This window comes from Serratia surfactantfaciens (assembly GCF_001642805.2).
Classification (GTDB): domain Bacteria; phylum Pseudomonadota; class Gammaproteobacteria; order Enterobacterales; family Enterobacteriaceae; genus Serratia; species Serratia surfactantfaciens.
Window position 1 is genome coordinate 3,959,771 of the sequence record NZ_CP016948.1, and the last position, 18,784, is coordinate 3,978,554.

Annotated in this window: 21 protein-coding genes; 7 read left to right on the plus strand and 14 right to left on the minus strand. The window is 56.4% G+C overall.

What is annotated here, in order from left to right:
- Positions 1-44 precede the first annotated feature (44 nt).
- Together ATE40_RS18515 and ATE40_RS18520 are read right to left on the minus strand one after the other, a co-directional pair.
- Positions 45-713: a glutathione S-transferase family protein gene (locus tag ATE40_RS18515; RefSeq protein WP_019453191.1), complete on the minus strand. Its 669-nt coding sequence runs from the start codon at positions 711-713 to the stop codon at positions 45-47.
- Entirely contained in the window at positions 710-1,153 is a 444-nt protein-coding gene (locus tag ATE40_RS18520; protein ID WP_063918678.1) for a lipocalin-like domain-containing protein, read from the minus strand. Before ATE40_RS18520 ends, ATE40_RS18515 begins: the two co-directional genes overlap by 4 nt.
- 195 nt (positions 1,154-1,348) lie before the next feature.
- On the opposite strand from ATE40_RS18520, the gene bhsA reads away from it, so the two are divergent.
- The gene (gene bhsA / locus ATE40_RS18525) at positions 1,349-1,609 is read left to right on the plus strand and encodes a multiple stress resistance protein BhsA (RefSeq protein WP_063918677.1); all 261 of its coding nucleotides are present in this window, start codon (positions 1,349-1,351) and stop codon (positions 1,607-1,609) included.
- 55 nt (positions 1,610-1,664) lie between these two features.
- On the opposite strand, the gene ATE40_RS18530 is transcribed toward bhsA, so the two are convergent.
- Positions 1,665-2,582: a LysR family transcriptional regulator gene (locus ATE40_RS18530; RefSeq protein WP_063918676.1), complete on the minus strand. Its 918-nt coding sequence runs from the start codon at positions 2,580-2,582 to the stop codon at positions 1,665-1,667.
- Between the two features lie 126 nt (positions 2,583-2,708).
- On the opposite strand from ATE40_RS18530, the gene ATE40_RS18535 reads away from it, so the two are divergent.
- Together ATE40_RS18535 and ATE40_RS18540 are read left to right on the plus strand one after the other, a co-directional pair.
- Positions 2,709-3,458 (plus strand): 3-oxoacyl-ACP reductase family protein, encoded by a 750-nt coding sequence (locus ATE40_RS18535; protein WP_063918675.1) that lies wholly within the window; start codon positions 2,709-2,711, stop codon positions 3,456-3,458.
- Between the two features lie 190 nt (positions 3,459-3,648).
- On the plus strand, positions 3,649-4,647 hold the full coding sequence (locus ATE40_RS18540; protein WP_019453196.1) for an aldo/keto reductase: 999 nt from the start codon (positions 3,649-3,651) through the stop codon (positions 4,645-4,647).
- Between the two features lie 52 nt (positions 4,648-4,699).
- On the opposite strand, the gene ATE40_RS18545 is transcribed toward ATE40_RS18540, so the two are convergent.
- The 8 genes from ATE40_RS18545 to ATE40_RS18580 are packed head-to-tail and all read right to left on the minus strand — an operon-like array spanning position 4,700 to position 10,665.
- Positions 4,700-5,878: an acetyl-CoA C-acetyltransferase gene (locus ATE40_RS18545; RefSeq protein WP_025160131.1), complete on the minus strand. Its 1,179-nt coding sequence runs from the start codon at positions 5,876-5,878 to the stop codon at positions 4,700-4,702.
- Positions 5,879-5,889: 11 nt separating this feature from the next.
- On the minus strand, positions 5,890-6,285 hold the full coding sequence (locus ATE40_RS18550; RefSeq protein WP_019453198.1) for a carboxymuconolactone decarboxylase family protein: 396 nt from the start codon (positions 6,283-6,285) through the stop codon (positions 5,890-5,892).
- Complete coding sequence (locus ATE40_RS18555) at positions 6,282-7,496, minus strand: MFS transporter (protein WP_019453199.1); 1,215 nt, start codon at positions 7,494-7,496, stop codon at positions 6,282-6,284. Before ATE40_RS18555 ends, ATE40_RS18550 begins: the two co-directional genes overlap by 4 nt.
- Positions 7,497-7,507: 11 nt before the next feature.
- Positions 7,508-8,179 carry an HAD family hydrolase gene (locus ATE40_RS18560; RefSeq protein WP_019453200.1) on the minus strand — a complete coding sequence of 224 codons (672 nt, stop codon included), beginning with the start codon at positions 8,177-8,179 and terminating at the stop codon, positions 7,508-7,510.
- Positions 8,176-8,406, minus strand: coding sequence for a tautomerase family protein (locus ATE40_RS18565; protein ID WP_025160132.1), 231 nt, complete (start codon positions 8,404-8,406; stop codon positions 8,176-8,178). Before ATE40_RS18565 ends, ATE40_RS18560 begins: the two co-directional genes overlap by 4 nt.
- Positions 8,407-8,414: 8 nt before the next feature.
- A complete protein-coding gene (locus ATE40_RS18570; RefSeq protein ID WP_019453202.1) occupies positions 8,415-9,248 on the minus strand; it encodes a hypothetical protein in 834 nt (277 codons plus the stop codon).
- Complete coding sequence (locus ATE40_RS18575) at positions 9,241-10,035, minus strand: AfsA-related hotdog domain-containing protein (RefSeq protein ID WP_019453203.1); 795 nt, start codon at positions 10,033-10,035, stop codon at positions 9,241-9,243. The genes ATE40_RS18570 and ATE40_RS18575 overlap by 8 nt, the downstream gene beginning before the upstream one ends.
- A 15-nt stretch (positions 10,036-10,050) precedes the next feature.
- The gene (locus ATE40_RS18580; RefSeq protein WP_063918674.1) at positions 10,051-10,665 is read right to left on the minus strand and encodes a hypothetical protein; all 615 of its coding nucleotides are present in this window, start codon (positions 10,663-10,665) and stop codon (positions 10,051-10,053) included.
- Positions 10,666-10,909: 244 nt separating this feature from the next.
- On the opposite strand from ATE40_RS18580, the gene ATE40_RS18585 reads away from it, so the two are divergent.
- The gene (locus ATE40_RS18585) at positions 10,910-11,824 is read left to right on the plus strand and encodes a LysR family transcriptional regulator (RefSeq protein WP_025921000.1); all 915 of its coding nucleotides are present in this window, start codon (positions 10,910-10,912) and stop codon (positions 11,822-11,824) included.
- Positions 11,825-11,884: 60 nt separating this feature from the next.
- On the opposite strand, the gene ssb1 is transcribed toward ATE40_RS18585, so the two are convergent.
- Positions 11,885-12,415: a single-stranded DNA-binding protein SSB1 gene (ssb1, locus tag ATE40_RS18590; protein WP_004936793.1), complete on the minus strand. Its 531-nt coding sequence runs from the start codon at positions 12,413-12,415 to the stop codon at positions 11,885-11,887.
- A 277-nt stretch (positions 12,416-12,692) separates the two neighbouring features.
- On the opposite strand from ssb1, the gene uvrA reads away from it, so the two are divergent.
- The 3 genes from uvrA to ATE40_RS18605 all read left to right on the plus strand — a co-directional run bounded on the left by uvrA (position 12,693) and on the right by ATE40_RS18605 (position 17,708).
- Positions 12,693-15,521, plus strand: a complete 2,829-nt coding sequence (gene uvrA / locus ATE40_RS18595; protein ID WP_019453206.1) for an excinuclease ABC subunit UvrA — start codon at positions 12,693-12,695, stop codon at positions 15,519-15,521.
- Positions 15,522-15,884: 363 nt separating this feature from the next.
- A complete protein-coding gene (locus ATE40_RS18600; RefSeq protein ID WP_063918750.1) occupies positions 15,885-16,691 on the plus strand; it encodes a MipA/OmpV family protein in 807 nt (268 codons plus the stop codon).
- Between the two features lie 219 nt (positions 16,692-16,910).
- Positions 16,911-17,708 carry a M48 family metallopeptidase gene (locus tag ATE40_RS18605; protein WP_157783364.1) on the plus strand — a complete coding sequence of 266 codons (798 nt, stop codon included), beginning with the start codon at positions 16,911-16,913 and terminating at the stop codon, positions 17,706-17,708.
- Positions 17,709-17,723: 15 nt separating this feature from the next.
- On the opposite strand, the gene maa is transcribed toward ATE40_RS18605, so the two are convergent.
- Both maa and ATE40_RS18615 read right to left on the minus strand, forming a co-directional pair.
- Positions 17,724-18,281: a maltose O-acetyltransferase gene (gene maa / locus ATE40_RS18610; RefSeq protein WP_063918673.1), complete on the minus strand. Its 558-nt coding sequence runs from the start codon at positions 18,279-18,281 to the stop codon at positions 17,724-17,726.
- Between the two features lie 146 nt (positions 18,282-18,427).
- On the minus strand, positions 18,428-18,781 hold the full coding sequence (locus ATE40_RS18615; protein ID WP_019453210.1) for an MmcQ/YjbR family DNA-binding protein: 354 nt from the start codon (positions 18,779-18,781) through the stop codon (positions 18,428-18,430).
- Between the last annotated feature and the right edge of the window lie 3 nt (positions 18,782-18,784).

Consider the following 18,784-nt stretch of genomic DNA (forward strand, 5'->3'; position numbering starts at 1 on the left):
CTACCTCCGATGAAGAATGACCTCATCGAGTATAGCCCATCGCTTTAACTCAGCAGATCGTAAGGGCCGCCCTGCTCCAGCGCCCGTTGATAGGCCGGCCGGGCATGAATGCGCTGCAGGAAGCCGCGCAGTTTCGGGCAATTGTCCAGCGCGCCGCGCGCCGCCATCGCCTCCAGCGGGAAACTCATCTGGATGTCCGCCGCACTGAAGTCGTTGCCGACGAACCAGCTGCCCTTGTTCAGGTGCTGCTCAAGGTACTCGCAGTGCGGCGCGATCTGCTTGTCGAGGTATTCGCGCTGCACGCCTTTGCCGATCGCGCCCGCCACCGGCCGCAGCAGCCACGGGATCGGCGGCTGGCCGAGACGGCTGAACACCAGTTTCATCACCAACAGCGGCATCAGCGATCCTTCCGCGTAGTGCAGCCAGTAGCGGTATTGCTGACGCGCGTGGAAATCGGTCGGCATGAACATGCCTTGCGCGTCATAGGCTTCCTGCAAATATTCGATAATGGCGCCGGATTCCGCCAGCGTCAGATCGCCGTCGACGATCACCGGCGATTTGCCCAGCGGGTGGATCTTTTTCAGCGCCGGCGGCGCCAGCATGGTGTTCGGATCGCGCTCGTAGCGTTGCACCTGATAGGGCACGCCCAGCTCTTCCAGAAACCACAGAATGCGCTGCGAACGCGAGTGATTGAGATGATGAACAATGATCATGACGAGGCTCCTGTCCGTTGCCACACCAGCTCGCCAACCTGCAAGCCGTTGCCGAGCTGCAGCGGAACCGTGCGCAACGTCAGCCGATCGCCGCTGAAAGCGTAAAAGCGTACCTGACGGCTGCCGATCCAGTTGGGGAACGAACAGCCTTCGACCTGATGCACCACCTGCAGCTCGCTTTCCTCCACCTGATAGCGGCCGAAGTAGCAAATCATATTGATGAAAGCGGTATGGATCTCGCGTTCGGACCCCTGCGCCAAATCAGCGGCGGCGAAACGCGGCCGCACGGCGCTGTAGAGCTGCGCCGCCATCGTGCCATTGGCCTCATAGTGGATGCGCCCCAACACCTGCTCACCCAGCGGATAATTCAACTCGCCATCCTGATTTTTAAACGCCGACGACACCAGCGCCCAGCTGCCGATAAACGCGTTTACCGTCATCAGTCTTCTCCGGTTAAGGATCGTCTGTAAAGGGTAGTGATGATTTTTACCGCGCGCCAGCGGGTGAAAAATAATCAATTTATTTGAATGAAATACTCAAAACTCTCCGATTTTTTATTCCGACCTGCCGCACTACTATTTAACACATCGAGAGACAACGAGCTCTCACCCAATCAATACGCTGAGGAATACATCATGAAAAACGTCAAAATTTTTGCTACCGCTGCACTGCTGGCTACCGCTTCTTTCGCTACCTTCGCCGCTGACCTGCCAACCAGCCAGCCTGCCGCAGACGCTCAGAAAATCGGCGTAGTCTCCGTGAGCGGCGCCGCCAACCTGAGCGCGCTGGAAAGCGAACTGGCCAGCAAAGCCGCCGCGTCGGGTGCCAGCTCATACCGCATCGTCGCCGCCGGCGGTCAGAACAAACTGTATGGCACCGCAGAAATCTTCAACTGATCGTCGAACAGCTAACCGACGGAAGAAAGAAGCCCCGCAAGGGGCTTTTCTCGTTTTAGCGGGCGTCAAAGCGCGCCGCCAGCTTCTGCAGGCGAAACTGCTCGGTGATGTAATCGACGAATACCCGGGTTTTGGTCGGCAAAAATTTGGTGGTGGGAAAATAGAGGTAGACGCTGCCGCGATCGACATACCAGCCCGGCAGAACCCTCACCAGACGGCCGCTTTCCAGATAAGGCGCCGCATTCGGCATGCCGATCAGCGCGATGCCTACCCCCATCTCCGCCGCCCGCGCGGCCGCTTCCGGTTCGTTGACCGTCATCGTGACCGCCATCGCCGGTGCCCGCTGCTCATTGACCGCGTTGCGCAGCGGCTGATGGCGGATACGCCCGGTTTGCGGCGAGCGGATAAAAATGCCCGCATGTTCCGCCAACTGCTCCGGCTCCGTCAGCGGCGGCCGCTGCCGCAGATACTCCGGCGAGGCCACCAACACCCCATGAGCCGGCGCCAGCTCACGCGCGATGATGCCCTGCGCCAATTCAATGCCGCCGCCCAATGCCGCATCGAAGTGCTCACCGATCAGATCGACCTGGCGGTTGTCGAAATGCCAGTCCGGCACGATCGCCGGATAACGCGCCAGAAAGTCCGGCAGCATCGGCAAGACGAAATGCAGACCAAAGGCGGTGCCCATGCTGACCTTCAGCCCGCCGGCCGCCGCGCCGCCGCCGCTGCTCAGCCCTTTCAATGCGCACTGGATCGATTGCAATCCGCCGCTCACCTCGCTGAGAAAACGCTCCCCCGCCTCGGTGAGGATCAGCTTGCGGGTATTACGCTGAAACAGCCGCACGCCAACCACCGCTTCCAGCCGGGTGACATTCTTGCTCACCGCTGCCGGGCTGATGCCCAGCTTGCGGCCGGCGGCGGAAAAGCTGCCGTTTTCCGCGCTGCTGACGAAGCACTCCAGATGTCCCAGCATGTTTTTCCTCTATGGATTTTAAACTTATGGTTTGAACTGATTATAGCTCTTTGTGGCTAGTTACCGCGCGGGCGATCCCAGATACTGACCGTAACGGTTTTCCCTTACCCACTCTGGAGACACAGCATGACCACAGCACAAACTCTGCAAGGTAAAGTCGCATTCGTTCAGGGCGGCTCGCGCGGCATCGGCGCCGCCATCGTGAAACGGCTGGCGAGCGAAGGCGCCGCCGTCGCCTTTACCTACGCCGCCTCGGCCGATCGCGCCGACGCGGTGGTGAACGCCATCACCGCCGCCGGCGGCAAAGCCCTCGCCATCAAGGCCGACAGCGCCGATGCGGCGGCGCTGCAGCAGGCGGTACGCCAGGCGGTGAACCTCTTCGGCAACCTGGATATTCTGGTGAATAACGCCGGGGTATTTACGCTGGGTGGCACCGAAGAGCTGGCGCTGGACGACCTGGACCGCATGCTGGCGGTCAACGTGCGCAGCGTGTTCGTCGCCAGCCAGGAAGCGGCGCGCCACATGAACGACGGCGGCCGCATCATCCACATCGGCAGCACCAACGCCGAGCGCGTGCCGTTCGGCGGCGCCGCGGTCTATGCGATGAGCAAATCGGCCCTGGTCGGTTTGACCAAAGGCATGGCGCGCGATCTCGGCCCGCGCGGTATCACCGTCAATAACGTGCAGCCCGGCCCGGTGGACACCGAGATGAACCCGGACGCCGGCGAGTTCGCCGATCAACTCAAGCAGTTGATGGCGATCGGCCGCTACGGCAAAGATGAAGAGATCGCCGGCTTCGTCGCCTACCTGGCCGGCCCGCAGGCGGGTTATATCACCGGCGCCAGCCTGAGCATCGACGGTGGCTTCTCGGCATAACCATCTCTGAAATGCAAACAGCCCCGTGAAGGGGCTTTTTTATAGAAAAAATATCATTAAATAAGGAAGCATTATTTGGCTTAATCACATTAATGCCACACTCGATACCTTTTTTGAATCGACAACTTTGAAATTCTCTTGTCATTACAGCCAATGCCATACTGCCCAGTCACCCTATGGAGAAGTTAATATGAAAGAAAGAACGCTAGGCAATGGTTTAACCGTATCGGCTATGGGTTTTGGCGCGATGGGATTGAGTGAGTTCTATGGCGACACCGATGATAATACATCGCTGACGGTATTAAAAACGGTGATTGACACTGGCGTCAATTTTATTGACACCGCCAACTTATATGGTCGTGGACATAACGAAAGGTTATTAGGCCATTTCCTTGCCACGCTGGGCCATGCACAGCGCAACAAAATAAAAATTGCCACAAAATGCGGTATCGATCGCTCCGATGACAATGCCTACGCGCGCCGCATCAATAATCAACCTGATTATATTCGCCGTTGCTGTCATGAGTCACTGCAGCGGTTGGGAGTCGAGCGTATCGATCTCTATTACCTGCACCGCGTCGATCCCCAAGCGGATATTGAGGAGAGCATGAGCTGTCTGTCACAGCTGGTGAAAGAAGGCAAGATTGCGCAGGTGGGCTTATGCGAAGTCTCTGCTGCCACATTGGAAAAAGCGCACCATGTTCATCCGATCAGCGCCTTGCAAACCGAATATTCACTCTGGACACGCGATATCGAAGAAAACGTGCTGCCGACAGCCATGCGTTTGGGCGTCGGCGTTGTTCCTTACTCTCCGTTAGGCCGGGGATTCCTGACCGGGAAATATCTCAGCAATCAGGCCTTCGCCGATAATGATTTCCGCAAAAACAATGAACGATTCATTCAGAGTAATATCGAGCATAATGCTAAAATCCTGCAGGCGATCGCCCCGCTGGCGGAAAAGCATCAATGCACGCCTGGACAAATTTCGTTAGCCTGGTTACTGGCTAAATATGAGAAAATCGTCCCCATTCCTGGCACCAAAAACAGTCATTACGCTATCGAAAATGCCCAAGCGGAGAACATCAGACTGACTGAAGAAGATTTAACCTTGCTTAATACATTAAAGGAAAAAATAACAATTATGGGAGAGCGTTATAGCCCAGAGGGAATGAAAGGCGTGAACGCCTGATAATATCAATAAAAAGAGGGCTGAAATATCAGCCCTCTTTTTTATGCTTAATTTATTTTCTCATTACGCTGAGGGCTACCCCCTCACCGCCCCCCACGCACAAAGCGGCAATACCTTTATTCAACCGGTTACGCTGCATATGATGAATCAGCGTAACCAGAATGCGGCAACCGGAAGCGCCGATTGCGTGCCCCAACGCGATCGCGCCACCATGCGGATTGACCCGTTGCGGATCGATGCCAGATGCCGACATCACCGCCAGCGCCTGGGCAGCGAAAGCCTCGTTGGACTCGAGCGCCTCCACCTCGTCCGCATGCCAGTTTTGTTTATTCATGCACTGACGAATCGCCTCGATCGGCGCCGCCCCCATGATTTCCGGTTCGATGCCGGAGTTGCTGAAATGCCCCAGTACCGCCAGCGGCTCCAGCCCGAGGCTCTCCGCTTTCTCCCGGCTACACAGCAGCACCGCCGCAGCACCGTCATTGAGCGATGAAGCATTGCCCGCCGTTACCGTACCCGCTTTTTGAAACACCGGCTTCAGCAACGACAGTTTTTCGTAACTCGTCTCCCGCGGCCCTTCATCCTGCTCGAAACGCGTTACCTCACCTTTGCGACTCACCGACTCAATCGCCACGATCTCATCGCGGAACAGGCCATTCTGCTGCGCTGCCAGAGCGCGCTGATGCGACAGAGCGGCATACTCGTCCTGCTGCGCCCGCGAGATATTGAATTGCCTGGCCACGTTCTCCGCCGTCACACCCATATGGAAATCGTGGAAAGCATCCCATAAACCGTCATGCACCAACGAATCCTTCAGTTCGCCGTGCCCTAAACGCTGACCTTTACGCGAATTGCCGATAAGGTGCGGCGCCAACGACATATTTTCCTGCCCCCCGGCGATCACCATCTCCGCTTCTCCGCTTTGGATAGCCTGCATCGCCAGATGCACCGCCTTAAGCCCCGAGCCACAGACCTTATTGATCGTCAGCGTCTGGGTCGTCACCGGCAATCCCGCCAAAAGCGCCGTTTGTCGGGCGGGGTTCTGGCCGCACCCGGCGGTCAGCACCTGCCCTATGATCACCTGCTCAACCTCTTGTGCCGCCACCCCGCTTTCGGCCAACAGCGCCTTCACCACAGCGCTCCCCAGCGCCGTCGCCGGCTTGTCGGATAGCGCCCCTTGAAAACTGCCTGTCGCCGTACGCTTTGCCGCCACCACCACCACATCTCTCATCACGATTGTCCTTAATCTTCTGGTTGCGCGGCGTGCTGAGCGACGGCAGCGCGATAAACGGTAAGCGCATTCATGCAGGCGGGAACCCCGGCATAGATCGCCATTTGAATCACAATTTCCAGCAGTTCCCGTTGCGTTACCCCCACGTTCAGCGCCGCACGCATATGGAGTTCCAACTGGGCGGATGCATTACCCAAAGTGATAAGCGAAGCAACGGTGATCATCTCCCGGCTCTTGAGATCCAATCCTTCACGCCCTACCACCGCGCCAAAAGCATAATCGGTGATCAAACGCGGCAGGTCGTCGTCCAACTCCCGCAGACGGCCGGTCACCTTATCGGCCAAGCCCGTTTCAAGCCGATCCATAATCGCGCGCCCGTGCTGCGTCAACGCATCCCCGCTTCTCATGGCGCTTCTCCCACCAGCGCCGCTGCTTGTTCGGCTTTTACCGGAATCATCGCGATCAGCAGCAACGAGAGCGCAATGGCGATACCCGCGATCATCAATAACGCAGGAATGCTGTACAACGACACCAGCCATGCTCCCGCCAACGCGCCGCAGCCGATGGCACCATTAAAGAAGGAGACGTAAATCGCTGAAGCGGGGAACGCATTTTCACCGGCCAGGCGCAGCACCCAGGTTTGGAAACCGACGAAGATGCCGGAAACGGCCAGGCCCCAGACGATCACCAACGCCAGAATTTCCGCACTCGTCAGGCTGTTGCCCATCTGGCCAAGGGTCAGCAGCGTTGCGGCGATCAGCACGACAGACAGCACCACCATCGGTTTCAACCATTTGTCGATAAACACGCCGGTGACAAAGTTGCCCGCCAGGCCGGCAATACCGAAAACGAAAAGCATCACCGGGATCATGCTGGAAGTGACTGCCCCAACGCTGTGCAACCAGGGTTCAATAAAGGTGAATGCAGCGAAATGCGCCGTGATGGCCAGCAAAGTCGCACCGTAGATGCGCCACAGCGCGCCTGAACGCAATACGCGAGCCAATGCCTCGAAGCCGAGGGCGCTACTGGCTTTCACCTTCGGCACGACCAAAGCAATTCCCACCAATGCAATCACACTCAGCAGAGACATCAACCAAAAAGCAGGCCGCCAGCCGACGTTCAGCCCGATATAATTCGACAGCGGCACACCGAATACGCTGGCCGCAGAGACGCCACCGAAAACGATGGACGTGGCCAGCCCGATGAATCTTGTCGGCACCAGCGATACCGCCGTTGCACCGATCATCGCCCAGAATGCGCCGTGCGCCAAAGCGCCGATCACGCGGGCAGCCAGTAACCAGTGGTAATTTTCAACCATGGCGCACAGACTGTTGGAGACCAGGATGATCAGCGTCAACGTCAGCAACAGCAGCTTTTTAGGCAAGTTGCCCAGAAACAGCGAAGACAACAGTGCGCTGATCGCGCCAACCCACGCATAGAGCGTGACTGTCAGGCCGATCATCGACTCTGACTGGTGCAGGCCTTCGGCCATCGGCGTCAACAGGCCGATAGGCGCTAATTCAGTGGTAACAATGGTGAACGTGGACAGGGCCAAGATCACCAATGCCAACCAGGTTTTAATGCTCAATGGCTGATTGTCACTTGATAAATTTTTCATCGTATCCTCAATTAATTGGGAGCATTTTCCGCCAGCATGTTCCAATTATTCCGGCGCGCATATTCCGCCAGGTTTGAATGTTCGCCTACACAAACGGGGTTGCCCGTCGCTGACAGCATCGGAATATCAGAGAGATCGTCGCCATAGGCGAAACTTTTTCTCAAATCGATATTATGGCTTTGGCTAAATGACAATAGCGCCCGCTGCTTGCCCTGCCCGATCGTTTGCGGCTCACCGATTTCCCCGGTCAGTTTCCCTTTCGCATCCAACAGCAATTGAGTGCAAAGAATGGCATCGGCGCCGAGCCTCAGCCCTAACGGTTTCAATAACGGCAACATGGAGCCTGAAATAAAAACGGTGAGATGCCCACTGATTTTATGGCGCTGAAAACGATCGACGGCAGAGGCGATATAAGCATCCTGTTCCTGCAGATATTCATGAAACCAGTCCTCCGCTACCTGATAAACATCATCGATATCTATGCCGGAAAACTGCCTGTAATACATACGATTGAGCACCTCTCGCGGCACGCCTTCTGCAACCGCCTGTTGAAAGCGTTTAATAAATTCCTCATAAGCTTTCTGAGTGCCGCGAACATTGCTCCAATAATGATAGAAATGGAACATGCTCTTCATTTTAATCAAGGTTTCATCTACATCGAAAAATGCCGCAGCAGACGTCACGCTTCCTCCTCATAAGTCTTGCGGCGGCTTTTCACCGGAAAAGCGGTATCGTTACCCAATACACCGGCATCCGCCCAACGCGATGGCGAAATTTCGCTGATGACAACGGAAATCTTGTCTAACGGCGCCCCACAATGTAAATGGACCGAGTGCGTAATTTCTTCGATGAGTTTTTTCACTTTAGTCTCATCATTCATTTTCCAGGTAGTAACTTGAACAACTGGCATAGGAAACCTTATTCCACAGTGGTAAATTCGCTAAAAGATAATGCAGGCAATTTCAGATGCGCATGAATATCGCCCCCCAATCCATAAATGCCTATCGCGCCGCCAAAGCTCTGGCGACAGCTCATAAATAAAACCACGACATTAATCACCCGGTTGCTATTTTCGCTCGCGGCCGGGAAAGGGTTGGGCAATTCAGCCCAAAATTCGGCGTGGCCCTGCGCGTCTGTCACGAACACGTTGGGGATCCCCAGTGGTCCCGGCCGGGTTGGCGCAAGCGGCGACAGGTCACGCTCTCGCAAGCTCATCACGGTATAAACGCTATTCGGCACCAGATAATGAAAGCGGAAATCGAAACGGGCCGAGCGGCGATCTTCACTGAGGCTAACGACGAGTTCGCCTTGCGCCGTCATCCAATCGGCCAAAGTAATCGCCGGCAGCCGGCGCGGGCCGTCGGTGGTTCGCATGTCGGCGATGTAGCCTTCATGCAGCGGCACGCTTGGCCTGCGATCGTTAGCGGCCTCCGGCCGTTGCTCCGGTGCAAACGTCATCGGGTAGTTATTCAGCGGCAACGGCAGCGGCAGCGTGTACAGGGTGATATCCGCCAACTGTTCGGCCGTCAATGTCTGCAGTTCGTCGATGACGGTATAGGGTAAAGCCTGGCCAAACGCGGGTAATGGGCTGTTTTTATCTACAATTGCGCCCCCCCACTCAATGCCGTTTTGGCGCGGGATCTGCCCGATGACCACAAAGTTTCCCTTGGCATCCACAACCTCCGCAGGGGGGTAAAGCGGCCCCTGCGTGGTCACGGCCAGAGAGTAGCGCTGGCCGTTAGTCTCAGGCATGCACGCCCCCTCTTTCACTCGGGACGCCGAGACCGGCATTCTGCAAAAGGGTATGCGTCATCTCTGTCGCCAACACCGCTTCTTTTTCACCGATAACCGAAGCCGGATAAACGGTAAACGATACCGACATGCTCGCGCACAGCGTAGTGTGCTGAGAGATGCGGATCTCCGCTTTGAAGCGCGCGCGGCGTTCATTCACGTTCTGCTCCACCAACTCATAGTGGACAATCGCCGGCAACGGGAACAGGAAGTTTTCAAACTTGATGTTCATATCATTGATGACATAGTAGGATTTTCCTGCGCTGTCAGGCAGGTAGAATTCTTCGGTGACAGCAATAAAGGTTTGGCGACACGCCTCAACCAAAATCATCCCCTGAATATGTTGTCCCGTCTGGTGGTCGGCCATCAGTTCACAACGTTCATCAATCAGTAAAGGCAGAGCAAACAAGTTATCCTCAACTTTCTCTGCGGCGCCAATCAATGTGTTGTGATTTATTTTTTTATGCGAATAGGCGTTTCTTGCTGTCGCCGTCAGCTTTTCCAACTCGGTCAGATCTAATTTATTGTCATGACTTCTGTTGCGATGCTGGTTCTCCAGCACTTTCCCGGCATAATCATCGCGCACACCCTGGCCAACAATAAATTGGCTGTTAGTATCTATAATATGAGCAGGGATTTGAGTGATAAGTTCTAACTGGCTAATGGTTACAACGTCTTTACCGTTAGAGAACTCGCTAAACTTATCACCGACGACCACGATTTTCTTCGACATTGCTTGATTTTTCATTACAACCTCAAGTTATCAACAACAAGAAACTGAACGATAAATACGGGTATAAAGACCTTCATTTCCGCCGGTAATATAGCTATCTCCGGCTTGTTGAATAATGGTCTGATAACGGGCATTGGTGAAAGCTTCTTTATAGGCCTCTTTATTTCCATTGAAAGCCGAGATAAACATAACGCCTGGTTGGCCGCTGATCAGTGAGTGATATGCGCCGAAGCTGGTGATTTTATCTTTGTTATCACGAACGACATTGAAAATAGTTTCTTCACGCCAGTGACGATATTGACTGTAATTTTCTGCAGGAACCTCCACATGACGCAGTTGGACATACTCAGTGGCGGGAATATCGTCAACGGTGTCAATAGGCGCTTCAACGAACTTGACCAGCTCGCGGCGAACGTCACCGGCAAGCACGGCAGAAAACGAATGGAATGCAGACTCCAACTCACTTTCCTGAGCGGCAATTTCCTCGACAGAGGAAAATGCGCGTAATTCGAGCAATTCGTTAATATTTTGCTCATCCGAGACAAAGTATTTTCCAGCATGGCTATTCGCCAGCGATTTGAATTGTGACTTATCGGTATTGTCTTTCAGTGGGAAGCGAGTAATGAGTACGTATTTTGCCGACATAAATAAACCTCTGTAGATGTGTGTGTTCAGAGGCTTCACAATAACAAGTCCATAACATTAGAGAATTGTTAGTTTTGTAATATAACTTTTGTATCAATAATGTTATGGAAATATAACAACCGTTCAGGTAATCTGATACAAAAAATAGAATACCGCTGTACCCGACGTGTTGATTCTGGATTTTATTTGCTATCGCCCACCTTTCGCCAATCAGCGTCAGGTCGAATGACGTCGGAGCCCGTAATTGACGATTTTCAATGAAAAACTACCCACAATTAAGCAGTTGCAGTGCTTTCTCGCCGTCGCACACGAGCTGAATTTTCGCCGGGCAGCCGAAAGAATGCGAATGACGCAACCGCCGTTGACCCGGCAAATCCAGTGCCTCGAGGACGTGATTGGTTGCCCGCTGTTTACCCGCGATACCCATCAGGTACATTTAACTGAGGCGGGAATCAAACTGGAGGAGCAAGCCAAACAACTCATTAATCAGCTTTCTCATTTGGTTCAACGACTCAATGTCGAGAGCGACACGGTGAAAATCGGCGTCACGCGTACGCTGGATTTCAGTCTGATCCCCACCATCAATGCCCATTTGGAAAAGCTCATCGATGCCGATGAGATCTCCGCTCATCAACTGACGTCAAAACAGTTACTGCAGATCTTGGCTCGGGGGAATCTGGATATCGCGCTTGTCGGCGAGAAAGCGCCTAACGGCGAAGAAGCCTTTGAATTTCGTTGGTTGTATCGAGAACCGCTCATGTTGGCGCTGCCTTCGTCTCATCCCGCCAGCATTCAAGATACCGTATCGCTGCGCGACGTTGTCGATCTGCCGCTCTACTGGTTCTCCCGCAGTGCAAACCCGGGTTTTTATGATAAGTGCGAAAATGTCCTTCAATCACTGCCTTTTGTACTGAAGCGCAAAGCGGAACCCGACGATTCACTGATCATGCTGGCCAGCATCGCCCGGGGAAAAGGCATGGCACTGATGCCACAATCGATGTGCGTATCCACCCGGGCGGGCTTGTGCTATCGCCACCTGGATGCACAAATGAATGAAAGATTGCATATCGACGTTTATCTGGTGATGCAAAAAAACGAAAAACGGGTCAACGTATTGAACGCAGCCCGACAATTGTTGGCCTCATCGCCAGAGCGCTGAGGCTGCAAAAACAAAAAAGCCCCTTGCGGGGCTTTTTTGTTGGCTGTAAACGGCCGGATATCAGAACGGAATATCGTCGTCGAAATCCATTGGCGGTTCGTTGCTGGTCGCCGGTGCGCTGTTCTGCGCCGGACGAGACTGCTGCTGGCCGCCGCTGAACTGGTTGCCGCCCTGTGGCTGCTGAGGCTGGCCCCAACCGCCCTGGCCGCCGGCAGACTGACCGGCCGGTGCGCCGCCGCCCTGGCGGCCGCCCAACATCTGCATGGTGCCGCCGACGTTAACCACGATCTCGGTGGTGTAACGATCCTGGCCGCTCTGATCCTGCCATTTACGCGTCTGCAGGGAGCCTTCGATGTAAACCTGAGAGCCTTTGCGCAGGTATTCGCCCGCCACTTCGGCCAGTTTGCCGAACAGCACGACGCGGTGCCACTCGGTCTTCTCTTTCTGTTCGCCGGTCGCTTTGTCACGCCAGCTTTCGGAGGTCGCCAGGGTAATGTTGGCCACTGCGCCGCCGTTCGGCATGTAACGGACTTCTGGATCCTGACCCAGATTCCCGACCAGAATTACTTTGTTTACGCCTCTGCTGGCCATGAGCACTTCTCCCGATGATTGATTTCTACACAGTATAAACGCGTCAGTTTACCACGCTGAGTACGAAACCACACCCGTGTTGATAAGTGCGAATTGCATTCCAGAATTGTCTTTTCGATCGGCCTTGTTGCATTCGCATACTGGATATTCATTCAGGTTTTTTTGTGTCATAATTATGCGTTTCGACCAGGCTGTGCCGGTTTTTTGCGAGATCCATCACAAAATCCCCCGCAAAAATCGCGACAGGCGCGGTGTATCATCAAGACGGGAAGTGTAAATGGACAATATCGAAGTTCGTGGTGCTCGAACCCATAATCTGAAAAACATCAACCTGATTATCCCGCGTGACAAACTGATCGTCGTCACCGGCCTGTCCGGTTCCGGCAAGTCATCGCTGGCTTTCGATACGCTGTATGCCGAAGGGCAGCGGCGCTATGTCGAATCGCTCTCCGCCTATGCGCGCCAATTCCTGTCGTTGATGGAAAAGCCGGACGTCGATCATATCGAAGGCCTGTCGCCGGCGATCTCCATCGAACAGAAATCCACCTCGCACAACCCGCGCTCCACGGTCGGCACCATCACCGAGATCCACGACTACCTGCGCCTGCTGTTCGCCCGCGTCGGTGAGCCACGCTGCCCGGATCACCATGTGCCGCTGGCGGCGCAGACCGTCAGCCAGATGGTCGACAATGTGCTGAGCCAGCCGGAAGGCAAACGCCTGATGCTGCTGGCGCCGGTGGTGAAAGACCGTAAGGGCGAGCACACCAAAACGCTGGAAAACCTGGCCGCCCAGGGCTATATCCGCGCGCGCATCGACGGTGAAGTGTGCGATCTGTCCGATCCGCCGAAGCTGGAGCTGCAGAAGAAACACACTATCGAAGTGGTGGTCGACCGTTTCAAGGTGCGCGACGACATGGCGCAGCGCCTGGCAGAATCGTTCGAAACCGCGCTGGAGCTGTCCGGCGGCACCGCGGTAGTGGCGGATATGGACGACGAAAAAGCGGACGAGCTGCTGTTCTCCGCCAACTTCGCCTGCCCGATCTGCGGCTACAGCATGCGCGAGCTGGAACCGCGCCTGTTTTCCTTCAACAACCCGGCCGGCGCCTGCCCGACCTGCGACGGCCTGGGCGTGCAGCAGTTCTTCGATCCGGACCGCGTGGTGCAGAACCCCGAGCTGTCGCTGGCCGGCGGCGCGATCCGCGGCTGGGATCGCCGCAACTTCTATTATTTCCAGATGCTGCGCTCGCTGGCGGAACACTATGAGTTCGACGTGGAAGCGCCGTTCAACACCCTGAGCGCCAACGTGCAGAAGGCGGTGCTGAGCGGTTCCGGCAAAGAGTCGATCGAATTCAAATACATCAACGATCGCGGTGACACCACCGTGCGCCGCCATCCGTTCGAAGGCGTGCTGCACAACATGGAGCGCCGCTATAAAGAGACCGAGTCCAGCGCGGTGCGCGAAGAGCTGGCGAAGTTCATCAGCAACCGACCGTGCGCCTCATGCCACGGCACCCGCCTGCGTGAAGAAGCCCGCAACGTGTTCGTCGAAGACACTACGCTGCCGGAGATCTCCGATCTGAGCATCGGCCACGCGATGACCTTCTTCCAGAACATGAAGCTCAGCGGCCAGCGCGCCAAGATCGCCGAAAAAGTGCTGAAAGAGATCGGCGATCGCCTGAAATTCCTGGTGAACGTCGGCCTGAACTACCTGTCGCTGTCCCGTTCGGCGGAAACGCTCTCCGGCGGCGAAGCGCAGCGTATCCGCCTCGCTAGCCAGATCGGCGCCGGCCTGGTGGGCGTGATGTACGTGCTGGATGAGCCGTCGATCGGCCTGCACCAACGCGACAACGAGCGCCTGCTGGAAACGCTGATCCACCTGCGCAACCTCGGCAACACGGTGATCGTGGTGGAGCATGACGAAGACGCCATCCGCGCCGCCGACCATGTGATCGACATCGGCCCCGGCGCCGGCGTGCACGGCGGCCAGGTGGTGGCGGAAGGCACCGTCGACGACATCATGGCGCAGCCGGAGTCGCTGACCGGCCAGTTCCTCAGCGGTAAACGCGAGATCGCCATTCCGGCGCAGCGCGTGCAGGCCGATCCGACCAAGGTGCTGAAGCTGAGCGGCGCGCGCGGCAACAACCTGAAAGACGTGACGCTGACGCTGCCGGTCGGTCTGTTTACCTGCATCACCGGCGTGTCCGGCTCCGGCAAATCGACGCTGATCAACGATACGCTGTTCCCGATCGCCCAGCGCCAGCTCAACGGCGCCACCATCGCCGAACCGGCGCCGTTCCGCGAAGTGACCGGCCTGGAGCATTTCGACAAGGTGATCGACATCGATCAGAGCCCGATCGGCCGCACGCCGCGCTCCAACCCGGCCACCTACACCGGTATCTTCACTCCGGTGCGCGAGCTGTTCGCCGGCGTGCCGGAATCACGCAGCCGCGGTTACACGCCGGGCCGTTTCAGCTTCAACGTCAAGGGCGGGCGCTGTGAAGCCTGCCAGGGCGACGGGGTGATCAAGGTCGAGATGCACTTCCTGCCGGACATCTACGTGCCGTGCGACCAGTGCAAGGGCAAACGCTATAACCGCGAAACGCTGGAAGTGAAGTACAAAGGCAAGAGCATCCACGAAGTGCTGGAGATGACCATCGAAGAAGCGCGTGATTTCTTCGACGCGGTGCCGGCGCTGGCGCGCAAGCTGCAGACCCTGATGGATGTCGGCCTGTCCTACATCCGCCTCGGCCAGTCGGCCACCACGCTCTCCGGCGGTGAGGCGCAGCGCGTGAAGCTGGCGCGCGAGCTGTCGAAACGCGGCACCGGCCAGACGCTGTATATCCTCGACGAACCGACCACCGGTCTGCACTTCGCCGATATCCAACAGCTGTTGGCGGTGCTGCATCAGCTGCGCGATCAGGGCAACACCATCGTGGTCATCGAGCATAACCTGGACGTGATCAAAACCGCCGACTGGATCGTCGATCTGGGGCCGGAAGGCGGCAGCGGCGGCGGCGAGATCCTGGTCGCCGGCACGCCGGAAACGGTCGCCGATTGTGAAAAATCGCACACCGCGCGCTTCCTGAAACCGCTGCTGGCAAAATAACGGCGGGTTATTCTCTCAACGAGGCGGAATCGTCCGCCTCATTTTTTTAATATTCCGCACTTTTCGCCGAGAAACACCTATCGCTTTAGTGATTGGCATAATATGCCGATTTTTTGCTTCTTCTGAATCATGCCTTTAAAAACAGGCAGTTTCTTCACCTCGAAAAATAAAATCCCTCCTGAATGCCGCCTGTTTGCCTTTTGTTTATTCCCCATGCGCTTCACTATTCCGATGAAATAACGCCGCGCCTGTGCACCGCGCGCATATTAATCAATATAAACATAGCGTTTATAAATAGCCTTCAATAAATGAATGGGCCTATTGGCTCGTACTTTCAATGGGATGATATAAAAGGTGTTTAACGTGGATAATAAATTGGGAACCTCTGCCGCCGCGCTGTTATTGTTTTTCCCCCTCGCCGGTCAGGCGCAAGACGGCGAAGCGTCTTTGACGCTCGCCGGCGGTCTCGCCGTCGCCCCCGCCTATGAAGGCTCTTCTTTTTACAGTATTGAACCTCTGTATCAGGTGAATGCCGGCTATCAAAACGCCAACTGGGGAGAGTTCAGCGCGGGCAGCGAAGGGGCGCGCTGGCAATTTCCGCTGGCCGGGCCCATCGGCATCGCGCTGTTGCTTAACTATGACGCCGGTCGTGACGAAGAAATCAGAACCTTGCGCGGCCGCAACACCCGGCTCAAAGGCATGGGAAAACTGGGTGGCGCACTGGAGGCCGGCGCCGAGCTAAGCTACCAATTCGATCCCTTCCGCGCCTATGTCAAAGGGATGCAGGCGACGCGCAAACGCAGCTACGGCGGGGAAGAACTGGGCCACACCGCCTATGTGGAAACCGGGCTCACCGGGCAATATCCGCTCAGCGAACAGCTGACGTTGATCGGCAACCTCTCCACCACCTGGGCCAACAGCGGCTATCTACGCGGCTATTTCGGCGTAACGTCGCAGCAGGCTCAACGCAGCGCCTTTAGCGCTTATCGGCCGGGCAGCGGATTTAAGGACGCCACGCTCACCGCCGCCCTCAATTATCAGTGGCGGCCGAACGTCGCTTTCCAGGCCGGGGTCGGCGTGACCCGTCTGCTGGGCGATGCGGCCGACAGCCCTATCGTCGAGAAAACCACCTCGGGCATGGCCTTCACCAGCGCCAGTTACAGCTTCTGAGGTTGTTGCCCAGGGTCTGTGCAGGCAGGGAAAACGTCGCGGTTAAAAAATGAACTATAGTTTAGCTGATTGTTAGGTAAACGGATGGATAATTAAGCATTGATTATTTACCTGACAATGTCAGGCGTGACTCCCTCTTATTAAGGATATTTTATGTGTCAACATCATGCGACAGAGAGCCGCAATTTCACCGCATTTCGGCATCGATGGGAAATGCCCATGATCTGGCTGTCGGCGATAATTACGTTGCTCGGTTTTTTATTTGGTATCGCCGCCGTCGTGGTAAATACGGATGGCACTGCACTTGGATTGGGAGACGACGCCAAGGAAACATTGGATACCCTCAGCCTGCTTGCGTTATTACCGCTGATCCCGATCGCTTTCTATATTTATCGTTTCTATCTCGCCGCACAGGCGAAATCCAACGCCTTGCGCATCGGGCCGGCGCAATTTCCGGAATTATTTGCGCTGTATCAGGATATCGGCCGGCGGCTGGAACTCAAGACGCTGCCCAAGCTTTATCTGACCAACGGCAACGGCGTGGTCAACGCCTTCGCGCTGGAGTGCAATCGCCGCCAGCGCTACGTGGTGATCCATTCTGAAATCGCCATGCTGATGCCTACCGCGCCGGAGATCGTGGAGTTCGTGCTGGCGCATGAGCTGGCCCACCACAAACTGCGCCATGTGTCGCTGTGGCGTCTGGCGATCGGCGTCGTGCCGCAGTCGCTGCTGCTGCCCGGCCTGGCTACGACTCGCGCACAGGAGTATTCCGCCGATCGCGTGGCGCTCGCGGTGTGCCCGAACTACGCCAACACGGTGCGGTTGCTGGCCGTCGGCCCCTGGATGCAACATGGCGTGAACCCGCAGGCCTGGCTGGAACAGTGTGAAGACGAGAATAAAGAGCTGTTTGTCCGCATCAGCAATCTGCTGTCTGACCATGCGGTGATGGTTAAACGCTTCAAGGCGCTCAAAGACATTGAGATGCACGGCTTCGAGCGCCACGGCAGCATGTTTTAACCTACTCCGGCGCGCCTACAGCGTTTTCAGCACGCGCGCCGGATTACCGCCCACCACGCAGTTGGCCGGCACGTCTTTGGTGACCACGGCGCCGGACGCCACGACCGCATTATCGCCGATGGTTACGCCCGGATTGATCACCGCACGCCCGCCGATCCACACGTTGTCGCCAATCTTGACCGGCTTGCCGAACTCCGCCCCGCCGACGCGAGTCTCGGCATCCAGCGGATGAGTGGCGGTGTAGATATGCACGCCCGGCGCCAGCAGGCAGTTGTCGCCGATATGCACCTCGCATACGTCGAGGATCACGCAGTCGAAGTTGGCGTAGAAATTCTTGCCGAGATAGATGTTATAGCCGTAGTCGCAACGGAACGTCGGCTCGATGGTGCCGCCCTGATAGCGGCCCAGCAGCTCATCCAGCCACTGCTTGCGCAGCTCGCCCTCTTCCGGCGACGAATGGTTGTAGCGATGCGTCAGTTGGCGTGCGCGCCGGCGTTCGCTGCGCAGCAGTTCATCGCCGGCGTCGTACAGCTCTCCGGCGATCATCTTGCGCTTTTCTTCGCTGATGGCCATATCGGCCTCCTTAATCCGCGTTGCTTGAAGGCTCAAGCGTAGTCGCTTTAGCCAGGCGATAAAAAGGGAACGTTCCCAAATCAGGACCGCGATCACGCTTTAAGACGAAAGAACGGGAAAAAACGGGCGGCGCCGCCGCCCGGCAATCAGGCGCGCAGTTCCTGGCGCACGTGTTCGGGCAGGCCTTCCACCACCAGCTGATAAGAGCTGTCGATCAGCGTGTAAAACTGTGAGTTCGGCAGGTTGCCGTCGAGGAACACCGTATTCCAGTGCGCCTTGTTCAGACCGTCGCAGGCGACGATCTCCGGATGGTGTTCGCGCAGGCTTTCCGCCAGCTCTGGGCTGGACTTGACCGCCAGCGCCGGCCGCCCTTCCACCTCGCACACCATGGCGAACATCACGTCGCCTACCTTGATCTGGCTGGCCTGCCACTGGTTTTGGTCGCTTTGTTCCGCGCCCGGCTTCGCCATGCAGTACTCCAGCAATGCGCTGTTATTCATTGG

What these genes read in the sequence shown, in the direction of transcription:
- ATE40_RS18515 (WP_019453191.1), bottom strand. Translation starts at nt 713, where the DNA reads ATGATCATTGTTCATCATCTCAATCACTCGCGTTCGCAGCGCATTCTG.
- ATE40_RS18520 (WP_063918678.1), bottom strand. Translation starts at nt 1,153, where the DNA reads ATGACGGTAAACGCGTTTATCGGCAGCTGGGCGCTGGTGTCGTCGGCG.
- bhsA (WP_063918677.1), top strand. Translation starts at nt 1,349, where the DNA reads ATGAAAAACGTCAAAATTTTTGCTACCGCTGCACTGCTGGCTACCGCT.
- ATE40_RS18530 (WP_063918676.1), bottom strand. Translation starts at nt 2,582, where the DNA reads ATGCTGGGACATCTGGAGTGCTTCGTCAGCAGCGCGGAAAACGGCAGC.
- ATE40_RS18535 (WP_063918675.1), top strand. Translation starts at nt 2,709, where the DNA reads ATGACCACAGCACAAACTCTGCAAGGTAAAGTCGCATTCGTTCAGGGC.
- ATE40_RS18540 (WP_019453196.1), top strand. Translation starts at nt 3,649, where the DNA reads ATGAAAGAAAGAACGCTAGGCAATGGTTTAACCGTATCGGCTATGGGT.
- ATE40_RS18545 (WP_025160131.1), bottom strand. Translation starts at nt 5,878, where the DNA reads ATGAGAGATGTGGTGGTGGTGGCGGCAAAGCGTACGGCGACAGGCAGT.
- ATE40_RS18550 (WP_019453198.1), bottom strand. Translation starts at nt 6,285, where the DNA reads ATGAGAAGCGGGGATGCGTTGACGCAGCACGGGCGCGCGATTATGGAT.
- ATE40_RS18555 (WP_019453199.1), bottom strand. Translation starts at nt 7,496, where the DNA reads ATGAAAAATTTATCAAGTGACAATCAGCCATTGAGCATTAAAACCTGG.
- ATE40_RS18565 (WP_025160132.1), bottom strand. Translation starts at nt 8,406, where the DNA reads ATGCCAGTTGTTCAAGTTACTACCTGGAAAATGAATGATGAGACTAAA.
- ATE40_RS18570 (WP_019453202.1), bottom strand. Translation starts at nt 9,248, where the DNA reads ATGCCTGAGACTAACGGCCAGCGCTACTCTCTGGCCGTGACCACGCAG.
- ATE40_RS18575 (WP_019453203.1), bottom strand. Translation starts at nt 10,035, where the DNA reads ATGAAAAATCAAGCAATGTCGAAGAAAATCGTGGTCGTCGGTGATAAG.
- ATE40_RS18580 (WP_063918674.1), bottom strand. Translation starts at nt 10,665, where the DNA reads ATGTCGGCAAAATACGTACTCATTACTCGCTTCCCACTGAAAGACAAT.
- ssb1 (WP_004936793.1), bottom strand. Translation starts at nt 12,415, where the DNA reads ATGGCCAGCAGAGGCGTAAACAAAGTAATTCTGGTCGGGAATCTGGGT.
- uvrA (WP_019453206.1), top strand. Translation starts at nt 12,693, where the DNA reads ATGGACAATATCGAAGTTCGTGGTGCTCGAACCCATAATCTGAAAAAC.
- ATE40_RS18605 (WP_157783364.1), top strand. Translation starts at nt 16,911, where the DNA reads ATGATCTGGCTGTCGGCGATAATTACGTTGCTCGGTTTTTTATTTGGT.
- maa (WP_063918673.1), bottom strand. Translation starts at nt 18,281, where the DNA reads ATGGCCATCAGCGAAGAAAAGCGCAAGATGATCGCCGGAGAGCTGTAC.
- ATE40_RS18615 (WP_019453210.1), bottom strand. Translation starts at nt 18,781, where the DNA reads ATGAATAACAGCGCATTGCTGGAGTACTGCATGGCGAAGCCGGGCGCG.